Annotated in this window: 14 protein-coding genes; 8 read left to right on the top strand and 6 right to left on the bottom strand. The window is 65.9% G+C overall.

What is annotated here, in order from left to right; translation table 11 throughout:
* Positions 1-27: 27 nt before the first annotated feature.
* The 6 genes from NX02_RS16145 (at position 28) to NX02_RS16120 (ending at position 11,584) form a co-directional block, all read left to right on the top strand.
* Positions 28-657, top strand: a complete 630-nt coding sequence (locus tag NX02_RS16145; protein WP_025293238.1) for an FMN-binding negative transcriptional regulator — start codon at positions 28-30, stop codon at positions 655-657.
* A 2-nt stretch (positions 658-659) separates the two neighbouring features.
* A complete protein-coding gene (locus NX02_RS16140) occupies positions 660-2,330 on the top strand; it encodes an amidohydrolase (RefSeq protein ID WP_025293237.1) in 1,671 nt (556 codons plus the stop codon).
* Between the two features lie 80 nt (positions 2,331-2,410).
* Positions 2,411-4,645, top strand: a complete 2,235-nt coding sequence (locus NX02_RS16135; RefSeq protein WP_025293236.1) for a TonB-dependent receptor — start codon at positions 2,411-2,413, stop codon at positions 4,643-4,645.
* A 61-nt stretch (positions 4,646-4,706) separates the two neighbouring features.
* The gene (locus NX02_RS16130; protein ID WP_025293235.1) at positions 4,707-7,895 is read left to right on the top strand and encodes an amidohydrolase family protein; all 3,189 of its coding nucleotides are present in this window, start codon (positions 4,707-4,709) and stop codon (positions 7,893-7,895) included.
* Positions 7,896-7,956: 61 nt separating this feature from the next.
* On the top strand, positions 7,957-8,547 hold the full coding sequence (locus NX02_RS16125; RefSeq protein ID WP_245648609.1) for a PRC-barrel domain-containing protein: 591 nt from the start codon (positions 7,957-7,959) through the stop codon (positions 8,545-8,547).
* A gap of 118 nt (positions 8,548-8,665) precedes the next feature.
* On the top strand, positions 8,666-11,584 hold the full coding sequence (locus NX02_RS16120; RefSeq protein WP_025293233.1) for a PAS domain-containing protein: 2,919 nt from the start codon (positions 8,666-8,668) through the stop codon (positions 11,582-11,584).
* Positions 11,585-11,954: 370 nt separating this feature from the next.
* Here the strand turns inward: NX02_RS16120 and galE are convergent, their stop codons facing one another.
* Complete coding sequence (galE, locus tag NX02_RS16115; RefSeq protein WP_025293232.1) at positions 11,955-12,977, bottom strand: UDP-glucose 4-epimerase GalE; 1,023 nt, start codon at positions 12,975-12,977, stop codon at positions 11,955-11,957.
* Between the two features lie 57 nt (positions 12,978-13,034).
* A complete protein-coding gene (locus tag NX02_RS16110) occupies positions 13,035-14,294 on the bottom strand; it encodes a cell wall hydrolase (RefSeq protein ID WP_162232687.1) in 1,260 nt (419 codons plus the stop codon).
* Between the two features lie 296 nt (positions 14,295-14,590).
* On the opposite strand from NX02_RS16110, the gene NX02_RS16105 reads away from it, so the two are divergent.
* Positions 14,591-14,992 carry an NUDIX hydrolase gene (locus tag NX02_RS16105; RefSeq protein WP_025293230.1) on the top strand — a complete coding sequence of 134 codons (402 nt, stop codon included), beginning with the start codon at positions 14,591-14,593 and terminating at the stop codon, positions 14,990-14,992.
* 142 nt (positions 14,993-15,134) lie between these two features.
* On the opposite strand, the gene NX02_RS31640 is transcribed toward NX02_RS16105, so the two are convergent.
* Both NX02_RS31640 and NX02_RS16100 read right to left on the bottom strand, forming a co-directional pair.
* Positions 15,135-15,485 carry a hypothetical protein gene (locus tag NX02_RS31640; protein WP_084718285.1) on the bottom strand — a complete coding sequence of 117 codons (351 nt, stop codon included), beginning with the start codon at positions 15,483-15,485 and terminating at the stop codon, positions 15,135-15,137.
* 294 nt (positions 15,486-15,779) lie between these two features.
* Positions 15,780-15,989 carry a hypothetical protein gene (locus NX02_RS16100; RefSeq protein ID WP_025293229.1) on the bottom strand — a complete coding sequence of 70 codons (210 nt, stop codon included), beginning with the start codon at positions 15,987-15,989 and terminating at the stop codon, positions 15,780-15,782.
* 389 nt (positions 15,990-16,378) lie between these two features.
* On the opposite strand from NX02_RS16100, the gene NX02_RS31635 reads away from it, so the two are divergent.
* Positions 16,379-17,422, top strand: coding sequence for a CHAT domain-containing protein (locus NX02_RS31635; protein WP_039996632.1), 1,044 nt, complete (start codon positions 16,379-16,381; stop codon positions 17,420-17,422).
* A gap of 234 nt (positions 17,423-17,656) precedes the next feature.
* Here NX02_RS31635 and NX02_RS30765 read toward each other — a convergent pair whose 3' ends face one another.
* On the bottom strand, positions 17,657-18,256 hold the full coding sequence (locus tag NX02_RS30765; RefSeq protein ID WP_025293226.1) for a DUF6338 family protein: 600 nt from the start codon (positions 18,254-18,256) through the stop codon (positions 17,657-17,659).
* A 105-nt stretch (positions 18,257-18,361) separates the two neighbouring features.
* Positions 18,362-18,724: a hypothetical protein gene (locus tag NX02_RS32505; RefSeq protein WP_158014043.1), complete on the bottom strand. Its 363-nt coding sequence runs from the start codon at positions 18,722-18,724 to the stop codon at positions 18,362-18,364.
* Positions 18,725-18,731 lie beyond the last annotated feature (7 nt).

Raw genomic sequence — 18,731 nt, 5'->3', positions numbered from 1 at the left:
GGTTCAGTCTTGCGAAACGTTCGCGGCATGCACTTTCCATCCGGGTCCACGTCCGACCTTCTCAAGCTGATCGCCGAGCATCCGCTCGCGTGGCTCGTCAACCATGGCGCCGCCGGCTTCGACGCTACGCCGCTGCCGATGCTGGCCGAAACCGATGCGGAGGGGCGGCTCGTCTCGCTTCTCGGCCATTGTTCGCGCCGCAATGCGCAGGTCGCGGCGCTGCGGGCAGACCCGCATGCGGTGCTGCTCTTCTCTGGACCCCAGGGCTATATGTCCCCGGCGCTGGTCTCGAAGCCGCACTGGGCACCGACCTGGAATTTCGCGGTCGCGATGATCGCGGTCGAGGTGGAGTTCATCGAGGAAGAGACGCTCGCCTCGGTCGAGCAGCTCACCGACACGATGGAAGCGTCGCAGCCCAATCCGTGGACCGTCGCCGATGCGGGCGATCGCCTCGGCCAGTTGCTGCCGCGGATCATCGCCTTCCGCGCGCATGTCCGCGCGATCGATGCGCGCTTCAAGCTGGGCCAGGAGGAAACGGCGGAGGTTGCGGCCGAACTGATCGCCGGCACCGCCGATACCGAGCTGGCGGACTGGATGCGGCGCATGAACGCCGATCGCCTGCCGCTCCCCACGACCGCCGAGGAGACGCTGGCGTGACGATGATCGATCTCTCACGCCGGTCGCTGCTGGGTGGCGGCGCCGCGCTGCTGGTGGCGCGCGCGGGCTGGGCCGCCAACACCGCCTTCGACACCGCCTATGTCAACGCGCGCATCTGGACCGGTGCGAAGACGGCGCCGAGCGATGCGATCGCGATCAGCGGCAACCGCATCGCCGCGCTCGGCAGCGCCGCGGTCCGCGCCGGCATCGGCCGCGCGACCCGGGTCGTCGATCTTGGCGGCGCCTTCGTCATGCCGGGCTTCATCGACAATCACACCCACTTCCTGCGCGGCTCGGCGATGCTCGCGCAGCCCAGCCTGCGCGATGCCGCGACCCCGGCGGAATTCGCGCGCCGCGTCGGTGAGGCGGCGGCGAAGCTGCCGGCGGGCAAGTGGCTGGAAGGCGGCCATTGGGACGAGCAGCTCTGGGGCGGCGAACTGCCCCGGCGCGACTGGATCGATGCGGTCACGCCGAACACGCCGGTCGCCGTCGCGCGGCTCGATCTTCACATGTATCTCTGCAACAGCGTCGCGCTGAAGCTGGCCGGCATCACCCGCGATACGCCCGATCCGGCGGGCGGCGTGATCGTCCGCGACGCCAATGGCGAGCCCACCGGCATCGTCAAGGATACCGCCAAGGACCTGGTCGAACGCGTCATCACCCCGCCGACCGAAGCGGAGATCGAAAGAACGCTCGCCGCCGGCACCGCCTATGCGTTGTCGCGCGGCGTGACCCAGGTCCACGTCACCGAGCTCGACTGGACGACGCAGGATGCGCTGCACCGTCTGCGCGGCAGCCCCAAGAAACTGCCGATGCGCTTCTATTCCTTCGTGCCCCTGAAGGATTGGGAACGGATGGCGGCGCTCGTCGAGGCAGAGGGCCGCGGCGACGACTGGGTGCGCTGGGGGGCGATGAAGGGGCTGGTCGATGGCTCGCTCGGCTCGCGCACCGCGCTGTTCCGTCAGCCCTATACCGACGCGCCCGACAGCCACGGCATCGCGCTCGATCCACTCGACAGGATCGAGGCGTGGATCAGGGGCGCCGACGCTGCGGGGCTGCATGTGACCACCCACGCGATCGGCGATGCCGCCAATGCCGACCTGCTCGACATCTACCGGCGCGTCGCGGCCGCCAACGGCCCGCGCGACCGCCGCTTCCGCATCGAACATGCCCAGCATCTCGATCCGGCCGACATTCCGCGCTTCAGGCAGCAGGGTGTCATCGCCTCGGTGCAGCCCTATCACGCGATCGACGATGGCCGCTGGGCGGTGAAGCGGATCGGCGAGCAGCGCCTGAACGGCACCTACGCGTTCAGGTCGCTGATCGACAGCGGCGCGCACGTCACCTTCGGGTCGGACTGGCCGGTGGCGCCGATCGATCCGCTGAGCGGCGTCGCGGCGGCGGTGCTGCGCCAGACGATCGACGGCGCCAACCCCGGCGGATGGCTGCCCGAACAGCGGGTGACGGCCGCGCAGGCGCTCCATGCCTATACCGCCGAAAATGCCTATGCGGGTTTCCAGGACGATCGGCTTGGCACGCTGAAGCCCGGCAACATCGCCGACTTCGCGGTGCTCGACCGCGATCTGATCCGCGACGATCCGGCCGGGATCACCGGTGCGAAGGTGCTGCGCACCGTGGTGGACGGGAAGGAGCGCCACGGCGCCACCGGCTGACAGGAATAGAACCGCAGGAAACGGACTTTTTGGGCGGCACGCGAAAAACGCGGCCTCCTTCAGGGCGAAAGGGCAGAACGATGACCAGAACCAAGTTGATGAAGGCGGCGCGCACCTCCGTGCTCGCGCTCGCGATCGGCGGCATTGCCGGCATTTCGGGCACCGCGCATGCCGAGGAGCCTGCGGACGGCGACATCATCGTCACCGCGACCAAGCGCGAGGAAAGCATCCGCCAGACCCCGCTCGCGATGAGCGCGGTGACCGGCGAGGATCTCGCCGCCGCCAACGCCAACAGCCTTTCGGACTATATCGTCCGGCTGCCGGGCGTGGTGTTCAACGATTATCAGCCGGGCATTTCCGAAGTCGTGATCCGCGGCATCGCCGCGACGACCTATCACGAACAGGGCCAGACCACGGTCGGCTATTATCTGAACGACATCCCGCTGGTGGAGCCCGGCTTCCCGATCGGCATTCCCGACGTCGACACGTTCGACATCGACCGCGTCGAGGTGCTGCGCGGCCCGCAGGGCACCCTGTTCGGCTCGTCCACACTCGGCGGCCTCGTCAACTATATCGTCAAGACCGCCGACCCGACCAAGTTCGACGCGGCGGCGCAGGGCCTCGTCGGCTACACCAAGAATGCCGATGGCGAGCTCAACTATGCCGCCAAGGCGATGATCAACGTGCCGATCATCGCAGACAAGCTGGCGGTGCGCGTGATGGCGCTGCAGCGCGTGGATGCCGGCTATCTCGACAATCCCGGCACCGGCGTCGATGGCGCCAATGATTTCCGCACCCGCGGGCTGCGCGGATCGGTGGTGTTCACGCCGGCCGAAGGCTCGAAGATCACCTATCTCTTGACCTATCAGGAGACGAAGCTCGACGACCAGACCTATCTGGACCTCGACAATCCCTACATCCGCAACACGCCGCGCGCCGAGCCGCAGGAAACCGACTTCTTGCTGAACTCGCTGCGCGTCGATCAGGATCTGAGCTTCGGCACGCTGACCGTGCTCGGATCAATCGTCGAGAAGAACAACACCACCGTCTTCTCCTACCCCTATGCCTATGTCACCGGCGTGACGACGGGCGACGAGGCCGCCTATTCGTTGGGTGACGCACACGCGAACATCAAGAGCGCCGAGGCGCGGCTGGCATCGAACGGAACCGGCATGTTCCGCTGGCTGATCGGCACCAGCTATATGCGCGCCAAGAAGACCAGCTACGACCAGATCTTCCAGGCGGGGGCCGCCGACTTCATCGACGCCAATCCGGGCCTGTTCGGCGGCTTCACCGGCGCGCAACTCACCCCGGGCGATCGCCTCTACGGCTATCTCTCGGACACGGTGAACGAGGATTTCGGAATCTTCGGCGAACTCGCCATCCGGCCGGTCGACGAATTCGAGATCAGCTTCGGCGGCCGCTATTTCTGGAACAGCTACAGGGGCACCGTGCTCAACCAGGCCGGCGCGCTCGGCGGCTATCCCGGCGGCTACACGCCCACGGACAGTGGCGGCAGGGTGAGCCAGAGCGAGGATGGGTTCACCCCGAAGGTGACGATCACCGCCCGGCCGACCGACACGGTGATGGCTTATATGACCTATTCGCGCGGCTATCGCGTCGGCGGCATCAACCCCAATGCCGGGCTGCTGCCGAGCATCCCCGCCGCCTATGACAGCGATACGGTCGACAATTACGAAGCCGGCGTGAAGGTCTCGCTGTTCGAGAATCGCATGTATGTCGATGCGACGGTGTTCACGATCGACTGGAAGGACATCCAGGCCCGCCTGTTCGGCCCGGAACCGAGCTATTATTCCTATGTCTCCAACGCGGGCAGCGCCAATGTGTCGGGCGTCGAATTTTCGACCACCGTCGAGCCGCTGCCCTATCTGTCGGTCTCGACCAACCTGACCTATCAGGATGCGCAGCTGACCGACTTCCTGCCCGATACCTTCGCGGCGGGCGGCGGCTATGCCTCGGGTACGCGGCTGCCGGGCTCGTCGAAATGGTCGATCGCCAACAATGTGAAGCTCGATCTCGCCGATGTCTCCGGCAAGCCGACGATCGAGATCGCGCATCGTTATCTTTCGTCGGCACCGGTCGCCTTCGGCAACGATGCGACCCGCGGCAATTTCAACATCTTCGATCTGCGCGCGTCGGTGACGCTCATGGAGAAGTTCCGCATCCTCGCATTCGCCAACAACATCTTTGACGAATATGGCATCCTCAACGCACCGTTCACGTCGCAGGTGACGCCGGCGGGCTCGATCGTGCGTCCGCGGACGATCGGCATCCGGCTCGACTGGTCGCTCTGATCGGCCTTCGCCCGCGCACCGGTGGTGCGCGGGCGCCCTCGTTCGCTTGTTGGGGACGTTCATGAACACGCCGTTCCGCCGGTTGCTCGGCGCGATGCTGCCCGCATTCGCGCTTGTCGGTATCGCCCACGCGGAAGACGGCACCGCGCTGCCGCTCGCCCCCGCCCGCACCCTGGCGTTCGACGCCAGCGAGGCGACGTGGATGATGCTGGACCTGTCACCCAACGGCCGCACGATCCTGTTCGACCTGCTGGGCGATATTTACGCGCTCGACGCGGCGGGCGGCACCGCGCGGCCGCTGCTCACCGGCATGGCGTTCGAGCGCAATCCGGTGATCTCGCCGGACGGCAAAAGCTTCGCCTTCGTCTCGGATCGCTCGGGCGTCACCAACCTGTGGGTCGCCAACATCGACGGCACCGGATTGCGCCAGATCTCGCAGGACCGGTCGCTGGCGCTCTACGCCGCCCCGGCTTGGTCGCCCGATGGCGAAAGCCTCTATGTCTCGCGCGCGGTGCATTCGGTGCTCGCGTTCGAGCTGATGAAATTCCCGGTGGCGGGCGGTGCCGGTGTCACCGTCGTCAAGGCGCAGCCCAACGGCAATGAGGATTGGGACCATCGCATCAACGCGATGGGCGCGTCGATCTCGCCCGACGGCCGATACGCCTATTATGCCACCAAGTCCGGTACCACCTGGTCGCCCGACGACGCCCCCAACTGGCGCATCGCCCGGCGCGACCTCGCCACCGACGTCGAGGAGACGGTGGTGCCGGTGGGCGGCGGCGGCGCGTTCCGCCCGGCGCTGTCGCATGACGGGCGCTGGCTGGCTTATGGCAGCCGCAACGGCAAGCGCGCCGGGCTGCGCCTGCGCAATCTGGAAACCGGCGCGGATCGCTGGCTCGCCTGGCCGGTCGATCGCGACGGGCAGGAGAGCGGCTATTATGACGATCTGCTGCCGCGCTTCGTGTTCACGCCCGACGACAAGGCGATCGTCGCCGGCGTCGATGGCGGCATCGTCCGCATCGATGTCGCTACCGGCCGGCGCAGCAAAGTGCCGTTCACCGCGCCGGTCAGCCTGCCGCTTGGCGCCAACACCCGCGTCCGCCAGCGCGAGGAGACCGGCCCGGTCAGGGTTCGCGTCGCGCAGGCGCCACGCCTCTCGCCCGACGGCCGGCAGATCGCCTTCACCGCGCTCAGCGGCCTCTATGTGCAGGCGGTGGGCGGCGGCACCCCGCGCCGGCTGGTCGCGGCCGACGCCTTCCAGCCCGCCTGGTCGCCCGATGGCCGCAGCATCGCCTATGTCGGCTGGACCGCAAAGGATGGCGGCGCGCTGTGGAGCGTGCCCGCTGCCGGCGGCGCGCCGCGCCGGCTGACCGATGCGCCCGGCTTCTACAGCGAGCCGCTGTACGCGGCGGACGGCACGCGCCTCTACGTGCTCCGATCCAGTCATTATGACCGGCTGCGCGCGCCTTCGGAGATCGCCGACGATCGCGTGACGGACCTGCTCGCGCTGCCGGCGACCGGCGGCACGCCGAAGCCGGTCGCGCACGCCGTGGGCATGCGCTCGCCGCACCTCACCCGGGACGGTCGCATCTGGTTCTACGGCCAGGGCGGGCTGAAGTCGGTCGCGGCGGAAGGCGGCGCGATCACCGACGAGGTCGGCATCGTCGCACGCGCGATGGGCCAATATGTCGGCGTGCCGCTGCCGGTCGAGGATGCGCGGGTCAGCCCGGACGGGCGCGCCATTCTCGCCAGGGCGGCATCGCAGCTCTATCTGCTCGACATGCCCGCGCGCACCGCGGGCAAGCCGGCGACGCTCAACCTCGGCGTTCCCGGCGTGGCGCGCGCGAAGCTGACGCGGGTGGGCGCCGATTTCTTCGGCTGGTCGCCCGATGGCGCCAGCATCACCTGGTCGGTGGGAGGCAGTTTCCGTCGTGTCGCCGCCGCCAGCGCGAACGCCGGTGCCGAGGCGGCCGCCACCACCACCGACATCACCGTCTCCGTGCCGCGTGACGTGCCGGCGGGCAGCGTGGTGCTGCGCGGCGCGACGGTGCTGCCGATGGAGGGGGAGGCGGCGATCGCCGACGCCGACGTCGTCGTCAGCGGCGACCGCATCGTCGCGGTCGGGCGGACCGGCGCGGTGCCGGTTCCGGCGGGGGCGAAGGTGCAGGATGCGCGCGGCCGCTTCATCGTGCCGGGCTTCGTCGACACCCACGCGCATTTCTTCGGCATCCGCCGCGGCATCCATGATCGTGGCTATTGGGAATTCGCGGCGGACCTCGCCTTCGGGGTCACCTCCGCGCTCGAGGTGCAGCCCTTCACCACCGACATCTTCGCCTATCAGGACATGATCGACGCCGGCATGATGCCGGGGCCGCGCGCCTGGTCGACCGGGCCGGGCGTGTTCGTGAACAGCGAAATCCACAGCAAGGCGGACGCGCTCGACGTACTCCGCCGCTATCGCGACCATTATCGCACGCGCAACATCAAGGCCTATATGGTCGGCGATCGCGCGCAGCGGCAGTTCACCGTCCAGGCCGCGCAGGACCTGGGCATGATGCCCACCACCGAGGGCGCGAGCGACCTCGTGCTTGGCCTTACCCACGCGATCGACGGCTTCGCCGGCAACGAGCACAACTTGCCGATCACCCCGCTGCGCAGCGACGTCATCCGGCTGATGGCGGAAAGCCGCATCGCCTACACGCCGACCCTGTCGGTGCTCTATGGCGGCGGCCCGGCGCTGTTCGACTACATCATCGAGAAGCGCCCGCAGGACGATCCGAAGCTCAGGCAGTGGATGCCGCCCGCGGTGTTGACCGGGAAGCTGCGCAACCGCCGCTGGCTGCCGCGCGAAGCCCAGTCCTACGCGCAGTTCGCCGCCGACGCCGCGACGCTGCAGCGCGCCGGCGGGCTCGTCGGCATGGGCAGCCATGGCGAGATGCCGGGGCTCGGCCTGCATTGGGAGATGCAGGCCTTCGCCAGCGGCGGCGCGACGCCGATGGAGGTGCTCCGCGCCGCGACCATCGACGGTGCGACGATCGTCGGCCATGCCGACGATGTCGGCAGCATCGTGCCGGGCAAGTTCGCGGACATGGTCGTGCTGGAGGCGGACCCCCGCGCCGACATCGCCAACGCCCGGCGCATCAGCGCGGTGATGAAGGGCGGCCGTCTCTACGATCCGCTGACCTTGGCGACCGAGGGCCGCGCGGCGCCCGAACGCTGGTTCGCGAACGAGGCGCCGGCGGACGAATAGGCGGCGGCACTTCCCCCGGCATCGGACGTTGCCTGTCGGCCAACAGGGAGGAAGCGTCCATATGATCGCAACCATAGCCGGCTGGGTCGCGCCGGCGGCGACGATGATCGCCGCAATGATGACCGCGGCCAATCTCGGCGCGCGGGTGACGGGGTGGGGCTTCGTCGTCTTCACGATCGGCTCGATCGGCTGGTCGACGGTGGGGCTGACCTCGGGCCAGACCAATCTGCTGGCGACCAACATCTTCCTCACCCTGGTCAACATCGTCGGCATCTGGCGCTGGCTGGGCCGCCAGCGCGCCTATGAGGAAGGCGCGGAGGCGGCGGCAGAGAAGAGCGACCGTTCGCCGCGCGCCCGGCTGGTCAATGCCACCGGCTTTGCCGGCCTGCCGCTGGTGACCGAGGGCGGTGAAAAGATCGGCAACGTGGTCGACGCCATGATCGCCTGCGATGGTGGCCGGATCGACTATTTCGTGGTCGGGACGGGCGGCGTCGCCGGGATCGACCAGCAGTTCCGCGCGCTGGATGCCGACGCGGCGCAACTGGGTAAGGACGCGCTGAAGCTCGGCATCTCGCAGGCCCGCTTCGAGGAATTGCCGACCATCGCGCCCGACGACTGGCCCGCAGAGCCCCCGCCTGCGGCGGTCGCATAACAACCGATGAGCATCTGCCCGCCCGCACCGCGCCAGCCGGCGCCGGGCTGCGCCACCTTGTTCAGGCTCCGCCAACGCGATGCTCGACAAGCTTCCACGCTTCGCCGATGGATACGCAATGCCCCGTTCGCACGCCCTTGACCGCGACGAATTGCTCGCCCGCCAGAGCTTTCAGCTCGAGCTGGTGGAGCGGCTGCGCGGGCTCGAGGATCCTTCGGACATCATGGCGACTGCATCGCGCATGCTGGGTGAATCGATCGGCGTCAGGCGCTGCGGCTATGCCGAAGTGGCAGCGGACGGAAACACGGTCCGCATCGAGAGCGACTGGGCGGCACCGGGCGTCGCGACCATGGCCGGAACCGTGCTTCAGACCGCCGCGTTCGGGACGGCGTTGCTGGAGGAATTGCGCGCCGGTGGCACCAGCGTGGTCGACGATTGTGCGACCGATCCACGCACCGCGCCCTACGCCTCCGCTTGGCAGGCGATCGATGCCGGGGCGCTGATCGTTTGTCCGCTCCTGCGCGAGGAACGCCTGTCTTCGGTGCTGTTCGTGCACGCCGATCCGCGGACGTGGAGCGAAGCGGAGATCGCCCGCGCCGAGGATGTCGCGCTGCGCGCTGCCGAAACGGTCGATCGCGCGCGGGCAGAAGCCGCGTTGAAGGCCAGCGAGCTGCGCTATCGATCCTTGTTCAATTCGATCGACGCCGGTTTTTGCGTGATCGAGGTGAAGTTCGGCGATGGCGGTGAACCTGCCGACTATCGGTTCCTGGAGGTCAACAAGGCCTTTCCCGCCTACACCGGTATCCGCGACGCCACGGGCCGCTGGATGCGGGAGATCGCACCCGATCATGAGCAGCACTGGTTCGACGTTTATGGCGCGGTCGCGAAGAGCGGGGTGCCGGCGCGGTTCGAATTGCCTGCGCGCGCGCTCGGCGATCGCTGGTACATGGTTCACGCCTATCGCGTTGACGATCCGGCGCTTCACCACGTCGCGATCCTGTTCACCGATCTCACCCAGCGCCGCAAGACCGAACGGGCGCTTGAGGAAAGCCGCGAGGAACTGGAACTTGCGGCACGCGCGGCGCAGCTCGGCCGCTTCGACTTTCGCCCGCAGGAAGGCACGCTGCGCTGGGATGCACGCTGCAAGGCGTTGTTCGGCCTGGGGCCGGACGCACCGATCACCTATGCGGACTCCTTTCTCGCCGGCTTGCATCCGGAAGATCGCGAGCGCGCCGATCGCGCGGTGGCGGCGTCGCTCGATCCGCGCGGAAATCACCGCTACGACATCGAATATCGCACCATCGGCATCGAAGATGGCATCGAGCGCCATATCGAGGCGCACGGCCTGGTCTTCTTTGACGGCGTGCTTCCCACCCGGTTGATCGGTACCGTGCAGGATGTCACCGAGCGGCGTCGCGCGGACGCGCTGCTGGCGGAGACCGAGGAGCGGCTGCGCATGGCCGGTATGGCCACCAACGATGCGGTGTGGGACTGGAATTTCCGCAGCGGCCTCGTCGAGTGGAATGCCGCACTGGAACGCGCCTATGGTCATCGCCCCGAGCAGGTCGAACCGAGCGGACAATGGTGGCTGGACCATATTCATCCGGAGGACCGCCAGCGGATCGATGCGAGCATCCATCGCGTGATCGATGGCCGCGAGACGGTGTGGACCGACGAATATCGGTTTTGCCGCGCGGACGGCGGCTACGCGGACGTGCTCGATCGCGGCTATGTGATCCGCGATGCCGATGGTGCCGCCACGCGCATGGTCGGGGCGATGCTCGACGTGTCGGTGCAGAAGTCGCTCGAACGCCAGCTGCGCGAACAGAATGTCGGGCTGGAGGCGGAGGTGGCGACCACCGCCGCCGATCTCGGCCGCGTCGAGGATGCGCTGCGCCAGGCGCAGAAGATGGAGGCGGTCGGCCAGCTCACCGGCGGCCTCGCCCATGATTTCAACAATCTGCTCGCGGGCATCTCGGGCGCGCTGGAGATGATGCAGTTGCGCATCGGCCAGGGCCGGGTCGGTGATCTCGAACGCTATGCCACCGCGGCGCAGGGGGCGGTGCGGCGTGCGGCGGCGCTGACGCACCGCCTGCTTGCCTTTTCGCGCCGCCAGACGCTCGATCCGCGGCCGACCGACGCCAACCGGCTGGTCACGGGGATCGAGGAACTGGTCCGCAGCACCGCGGGGCCGGGCATCGAGGTGGAGATCGTGGGTCAGGCGGGGCTGTGGACGACGATGGTCGATCCCAACCAGCTCGAGAACGCGCTGCTCAACCTGTGCATCAACGCGCGCGACGCGATGCCCGATGGCGGCCGCATCACCATCGAGACCGCCAACACCTGGCTCGACGACCAGGCGGGGCGCGAGCGTGGGCTGGCGGCGGGCCAATATATCTCGCTGTGCGTCACCGATACCGGCACCGGCATGACCGAGGAGGTGGCGGAACGCGCGTTCGATCCCTTCTTCACCACCAAGCCGATCGGCGAGGGCACCGGGCTTGGCCTCTCGATGATCTACGGTTTCGCCCGCCAGTCCGGCGGGCAGGTGCGGATCCAGACCGATCTCGGCCACGGCACGACGATGTGCATCTACCTGCCCCGCCACCTCGGCGCGGCCGAGGATGCGGTGCCGCTGGCGAGCGCAGGTATCGCCGAGCCGCGCGGGGCGAGCGGGCGGACGATCCTCGTCGTCGACGATGAGCCGACGGTGCGCATGCTGGCGACCGAGGTGGTCGGCGAACTGGGCCACGCCGTGCTCGAGGCGGGTGACGGCACCTCGGCGCTCGCGATTCTCGAAGGCGGCGCGCGTATCGATCTGCTCGTCACCGATGTCGGGCTGCCGGGCGGCATGAACGGCCGCCAGCTCGCCGACCGCGCCCGCGTGCTGCTGCCCGGGCTGAAGGTGGTGTTCATCACCGGCTATGCCGAAAGCGCCGTCATCGGCGGCCAGCAACTGGGCGGCGACATGGCGCTGATCACCAAGCCCTTCGCGATGGACACGCTGGCGGCGCGGGTCACGGCGCTGCTGGGGTGAGGACGCTGCCGCATCGTCCGCTGCACGCGGGAAGGCCGGGAGGAGCAGGTCCGCCCCCAAACCGTTCGTCCCGAGCGAAGTCGAGGGACGAGTCACACGAAAGTCGCGTCAAACAGTGCCGCGCGGGCCTCCCGTTCCTCGACTGCGCTCGAGGCGAACGGAGGGTGAGGAGGCCGCCGGAATCGGATCGACGCGCCAAGCGCTATGTTTGAACCGTTCGCCCTGAGGAGCGACTACGCGGGGCGAAGGCCCGCATCGAAGGGGTTGCCCCGAGCTTGTCATCTTCGATGCGCCGTTTCGACTTCGCTCACTGGCTGATCAGGGCGAAGGGCTCGGATGGAATGCTCGCCGCTCTGAGCGCGGTGATCGCTCACCCCACCTTGCGCGCTTCCATCGCCTGTTCCCACGCCAGCGCGTGCTGCACGATCGCATCCAGGCAATCATGGCGCGGCAGCCAGCCCAGCGCCTCGCGGATGCGGGCGTTCGACGCGACCAATGACGCGGGATCGCCGCTGCGGCGCGGCTCCATGCGGCGCGGCACGCGGATGCCGGAGACGCGGTCGACCGAGTCGAGCACCTCGCTCACCGAATAGCCGGTGCCATAGCCGCAGTTGAGCGTCAGCGCCGCGCCGTCATGGTTGAGCAGATGATCCAGCGCCAGCACATGCGCGTCGGCAAGGTCGGAAACATGGATATAGTCGCGGATGCCGGTGCCGTCGCGGGTCGGGAAGTCGCTGCCGAACACCGCGACGTGCGAGCGGCGGCCGAGCGCCGCTTCGACCGCGACCTTGATCAGGTGCGTCGCGCCGATCGTCGACTGGCCCGAACGCAGGTCGGGATCGGCACCGGCGACGTTGAAATAGCGCAGGATGCAATAATCCATGCCGTGTGCGCGCGCGGTGTCGCGGATCATCGCCTCGGTCAGCAGCTTGGACATGCCATAGGGATTGATCGGCTGGGTGGGGGACGTCTCCTCCACCAGTCCGTGCTGGCCGTCGCCATAGACCGCCGCGGTCGACGAGAAGACGATGTTGCGCACGCCGCCGTCGATCATCGCGGAAAGCAGCAGCCGGCTCGTCTCCGAATTGTTGTGATAATATTTGAGCGGGTTGCCGACCGATTCCGAGACGATCAGCGATCCCGCGAAATGCAGCACCGCGGCGATGCGATGCTCCTTGAAGATCCGCCCGAGCAGCGCGCTGTCGGCGACGTCGCCCTGGTAGAAGGTGGCGTCGGGATGCACTGCCCAGCGGAAGCCGCTGCTGAGGTTGTCGATCACGACAACGTCATGGCCGGCATCCAGCAGGGCAAGCACGGCGTGGCTGCCGATATAGCCGGCGCCGCCGGTGACGAGCACGGCGGAACGGCGGTCGCGTTGGATCGGAACGAGCATGTCAGTCATCCATCCTGTCGAACGGGGTGTGCGGGCGCGCGCCTGCCGCGCGGCGGTTCAGGAGCCGCGGCTGAGGCATTGGCTCTCGTCCTGGCGGGGGAATTGGGCGCAGTTCCATCGCGCCCGGGCCGGCTCGGCCTTGCCCTGGCGAATGAAGCTGAACGACATCGCGTCGATCGCGGCGCCCGGTATGGGAAACTGGCTGGGCTTGCGCGCGGCATCGGTCCAGCCGAGAAAGCGGCAATGGCTGCGGCGGCCGCAGCGCGCTTCCGCCATCGCCATGAAACTGTCCGCGCCGGCGCCGGGATCGAGCGCGACGAGGAAGATGTCGGAATCGGGGGCGCTCGTGCGATCGGGCAGGCGCTCGATCGCACCGACGAGGATGCGGTCGGGCGACGCCGCGGCCGCCGCTGGCGGCGGCGTTTCCAGATCCTGCAGCGGGACGGCGACCAGTTGCGGGCCGCCCGCCGGCGCGTCGGCGCGGTGGGCAAGCGAAAGCAGTTCGAGGCGCGCGATCCGCGGCTCGACGCCGCTCGAACTGGCGCGGAATGAGCGCAACGCGCCCGCCGCACCGCGCATCCGGAAGAACAGATGGGTGCGGATCGCGGCGATCTTGTCCATCTGGCCGCTCCAGGCGGGGTGGACCCAGTCGGTGTGGTAGTGCGTCGCCATGCCGACCACCGGATCGGTCGATCCGGACAGCATCTGCATCGCCACCTGCTGCGCCTGCGCCCAGGCGAGCGGAGAGGGGCGGCGGCGATACATCGCGCCGTCGCAGGTGAAGGTGAACTGGCAACCGGTGGTGCGGTCCGATCCCTGGAACACGACGCCGCACACGCTGCTCGGGAAGATCGGGTGGCGCGCCCGGTTGAGCACCACCTGCATCACCGCGCGCTGGTCCGCCACGCCGGTTCCCGCCTCGTAGAAGGCGGCAACCGCGAGGCAGTCGATCGCGCGCTGGCGGTCGAGCGTATTGCCCGCGAAGACGAAGGGCGGTGAGAGCACCAGCGCACCCGGCACGAACGCGGTCTGCGCGTTCATCGTGCGCGCGGTGTTGGCGGCAGCGTCATAGGGGATTTCGGGCCCGGCGTCGGACATCGGCGGCAGGCCGGGCTGCGGCGGCGCGCGCAGCATCCGGGCCGGGATCGGCGGCGGCGGCGCGGTAGGGTCGAGCCGGGTGGCGGCCATTGCGAACAGGAAGGCGCCGGCAACCGCCAGCACCGAACAGGCAAGCCGCGCCAGCCGCGCGCGCGGCCAGAGCCGCCAGCGCGGCACGGCGACGACCGCCGCCGCGTCGGCTTCGTCGGTTGTCGGCAAGGGCGTTTCGGTCATGCTGGCATGGGGGCGGCACCCGGCGCCGGCATATCCGGCGTCGGCACATGGAACTGTCGGCGTGCCGGGCAGATCATGATGCGCTCCCTCTCATGGTGCGAACCGTGCGCGAGAGCGGGGGGCGTTGGTATCGTCGGAAAACAGACGGGAATCTGGGGGGGAATTTCCCGGAGCCCAAACGAGCGAGGGGGCTATGCGGATGGGTCACCATCGGGATGGTCGACAAACCGCCGCCGATCATGGCAGGCGCGCGCAACCATGATGTGTCAGGAGCGCCGACGATGCAGTCCGAACCCCGTGCCGGATGCGGCGCCGCGATCGTCGTCGACGGTCGCATCCTGCTCGTTCGCCGCCTGAAGGAGCCCGAAGCGGGCGCCTGGGGGCTGCCGGGCGGCAAGATCGACCTGTTCGAGCCCGCGGCGGCAGCCACCCGCCGCGAAATCGCCGAAGAGCTCGGTATCGCGATCCAGCCGGTCGACCTGCTGTGCTTCGTCGACCAGATCGACCGCGCGGCAGGCACGCACTGGGTGGCGCCGGTCTATCTGGTCACCGACTTCGGCGGGGAGCCGGTCAATCTGGAGCCGACCAAGCATGACGGCATGGCCTGGTTCGCGCTCGACGCGCTGCCGGAGCCGCTGACCACGCCGACGCGCGCCGCGGTGGCGGCGTTGCGCGGGCGGTAGGGAGACTCTTCAACCGTGGTTTTTATCCTTCCCCTCCAAGGCAGGGCTTTCGCATTCGGCTGAGGAGCGTTGAGCGGAAGGCGGCGCTCCATCATCACTCATGAGCAACAGCACTATGTCAGGCTGAACGAGTGGACAATGATCACGAACATCCGCCCGTGACGTCGAATTGCTCAGATTTCGAACGGCCGATAAGTTCAACGCCTTTCGAACCAGTGATTCCGGCGAGCGGAATAGAAACGGTGTAGGGCCGGATCGCGGTGAGACAAAATCCGCCCTTTAGCGTTCCCACGACTTCAATGCCCCAATAGTCGGGGCACGTGACATATATGAGAGGCGACAGCGTCACGTCCATATTCAGGCATGGCGCATGCCCGCTGACCACCAAGAAAAAAGTGTCGTTGACGAAGCCGGCAACGATTTCAGCATTCTCATAATCAATGACCCGGCTGCTCTCGGATGGCTTGGTTGCGCTTAAAAGCTGCTGTGACAATATCCCCTCCTGCCGATTCTGGATAAGGGAAGGTAGCACGTCCCCAATTGCTTATCGCGCCAATTTGCATGTCATACTGGATATAGCGCACTCTTTCTCCAAAAGGTGAATGCACGGTTCGAACTTTATCCTGATAGGTCGGAGTTGGTGGAAAGGATTGAGATACCGATGCGCGCAAGCATCTGTGTTAAGTCAACATAAATATTAGATATTTTGCGCCTTCTTCATCATGCTGAGGCGCGCGAAGACCCAAACATCGCAGCGCGGCTCGGCATGATGACGACCGAAGGGCGTTCAATCGGGCCTGCCGTCAACGGCAATACGCGCCGCGCGTTGATAGGATGCCAGTTCCCCGTCGCTTTCGATCAGGCGGCTCAGCAGGTCCTTCATGTCCTGCATGTCGGAGTACGACTGGAGCGCGCTTTCATCGCGCTCGATAATCAGGATCGCTATCGCGAGGGCTTTCCTCGTCACATGTAAATCGCGCATGCTAAGTTCGGTCATCGCATCTCCCTACCGTTGAACGCGACGATACATTATTACATTGGCGATAGGCCCGGCAAGAGGAAGTGGCGACGACCGGCGGCTTACGTCTCAAACAAGGCTGGGCGTGATAGCTCCTTCTGGACGTTCGGTCTGCCAAGGGCGCTTCTCGGCAATCAGCGTATTTGCGAGGATGATGAGCTTGCGCATCGTCGCGGTGAGCGCGACTTTAGGGTTCTTGCCTCGCCGGACGAGATGCCGATACGTCGCCCCAAACGGATTGGTGCGCCGGATGCAGGAGACTCCCCAGAGTGCGAGCGTGCCAGCAATAGTGGCAGGTGCTTTGCGAAGCTGGACGGAACGTCGCGTTGAACATAGATTGAACATAACGCTAACGCCCCGGAGGCCCTATGTCGTCCGATTCCCATCGTCGCGATCTCGCTCGCCTTCTTGAAAAGGAAGCTGCGCTTCGTAAGGAACTCTATCGCCATGAAAGCGACGCCGCGAAAGCGATGGAGAATGTCAGGCGACAGGAAGGCTCGGCTATGCGGGCATCTTCCAGCTCAAGCGCGAATACCTACCTGCGTGGAGCGGAACGCGATCGGCAAAAGGCGGTGGCCGCCGGCAAAAAAGCAGCAGATGTTGGCAAAAAGATCGCCAACAATGCGCGCGAGATCGCCAACAAGCAGCGCAGCCTTGAATCGGCTGAAAAAACTGATCGTCAATCGGCAGAACGGGAAGCGACCAAGCGGCGACAAATGGAAAAGGATCATGCGCGCGACATTGCGCGCTTGTCGGCGCCGCAGGTTCATTACGTCCATATCCGTCCGCCCGAGCCCGAGAAGCTCCGGGTTCTCTACCTTACGGCAAATCCGACGATGAACCTGCGCACGGATGCGGAAGTGCGCGAGGTGCAACGGGCTCTTCGCGGAGCGAAGTATCGTGACCTCGTTGATGTCGAACAGCGCACCGCTGCGTCGTTTCAGGATTTGCTCGACGGGTTGAACGATGTCCGGCCTCACATTGTACATTTTTCCGGACATGGCGGCGATGAGGGCGTCGTTTTCGATGGCGGATACCTCGAAGCGCCTTCGCAACAAGAGGTAGGATTTGATCTCTTGGTCAAAGCTTTGGACGCCACTGATGAGCCGCCCCGACTTCTTGTCTTGAATGCCTGCGACACGCTCGATGGCGCCTCGGCCATACTACCGGCTGTGCCGGTGGTGATCGCCATGTCTGACGCGGTGCTCGACACGGCGGCAATCGTGTTTGCACAGCAATTTTATGCGGCTGTGGCAAGCGGCCAATCGGTGGGAAGCGCGCTAAAGCAGGCAAGGGTCAGGATCGAGGCGGCCGTGATCGACAAGACCGCGAGTGAGCTTCCTCAGCATATCTCCCGGGACGATATCGATATTGATACGCTGGTTCTTGTTAGGTCAGTCGCCGAGGTTTAGTCGGCGACGACCCAGAAAGATCAGTTATTTTTTTCCGCCGCCGCCTTGGCTCGGAGGCGTACCCGGGCCCGGCGCACCTTGGCCGGTCGGCTGATGACCACCATCAATCCGCGTTGGCGGTATTGCCGCAGTCGGCTGATGGCCTCGATTGGTTGGCTGATATCCCTCATTGAGCGGGCGAGAGCCGGTGCTCGGAGGAGTAGGTGATCTGCCTTTAGACATCTCAATATTCCCTTATTGTCGTGGCCAGAACTCTAAACTCTGGATCTCGCCATGAGCTATCCAGACACTTGTATTCTTTGGCGTCCAGGGTTTATCATTACCTTCATAATCGTAAACATGCTGGATAAAAATATCTCGCTCGGCGACATCAGATGACATGAATGAGTCCGTGCCAAGATAGCCATACCATTTCGTGCCGTCTTTCAAGACGGCCATCACCCAGCACTCCTTACAGTCGCCAAACCGCCAGTCCCAAGCCGAATTTACCGGATGGATTGTATTGATTTTCAAGTAACTGAGCAGCTTTTTCGACCACCCTTTTCTGATGTTCAAGCCCAATGCGAAACCGAGGATCGCTGGACCTAAAAACAACAGGGAGAACCATCCAGCCGCGTACCATCCCCGCACCGATGGAGTTGCGTAGAATGATGACGCGAAGGGGAATATCGCCGCGTGATAAATAAGAGACAGGATAACGTAACCGACAATGCCTTCACCCAAGGGAGGCATGCGGCCTGTCAAAAACTGCGCGCGCACATAGAGCGCAACTATGCCGGGCACGGCAAAAAGCACGAAGAATATGATCGTTTCCGGTTTCAGAATTCCGTCCATATCGGCTCCGGCTATCGATTCAATCTAATCAGCCACCTTATCAAATACAGTGCGCTACACAGCTTCCTTGTGGCGTCGCGTCTCTATGCGTTTTGTTCGATCAACCTATGCTGGACTTTCCCAAGCCTCACCCAAGCCAATGGCCTTTTCGCTTGGTCCGGCAAGCTTCATCTGCGCTTCGACACTATCAATCGACGCCATAGCCCGTTCCTGTGCTTGCATGGCTGCAACATCCGGCTGGCGAGGAAATCCGCTGGAATCAATCAATCCCTCTGCAACATCGCGAATGCGCGCAACGGCCTCGTCACGGGCGAGATCAATTAACTCCGATGGCTTGACCCACGAGATCGCTTCCCAAAGATAATTCTCGGCATTGCGTATCATCACGCCAGCATTGATCGCATTAAGGCTGGAAACACTCGCACGGGATGCATTCAAGAAGCCCTGCGCAGGCTGCGGGATCGGCATTAACAAC

It is taken from the genome of Sphingomonas sanxanigenens DSM 19645 = NX02 (assembly GCF_000512205.2).
In the GTDB taxonomy this organism is placed as follows: Bacteria; Pseudomonadota; Alphaproteobacteria; order Sphingomonadales; family Sphingomonadaceae; genus Sphingomonas_D; species Sphingomonas_D sanxanigenens.
Note: the sequence above shows the minus strand (reverse complement) of the source record. Positions and strands in the feature narration are given on the sequence as shown.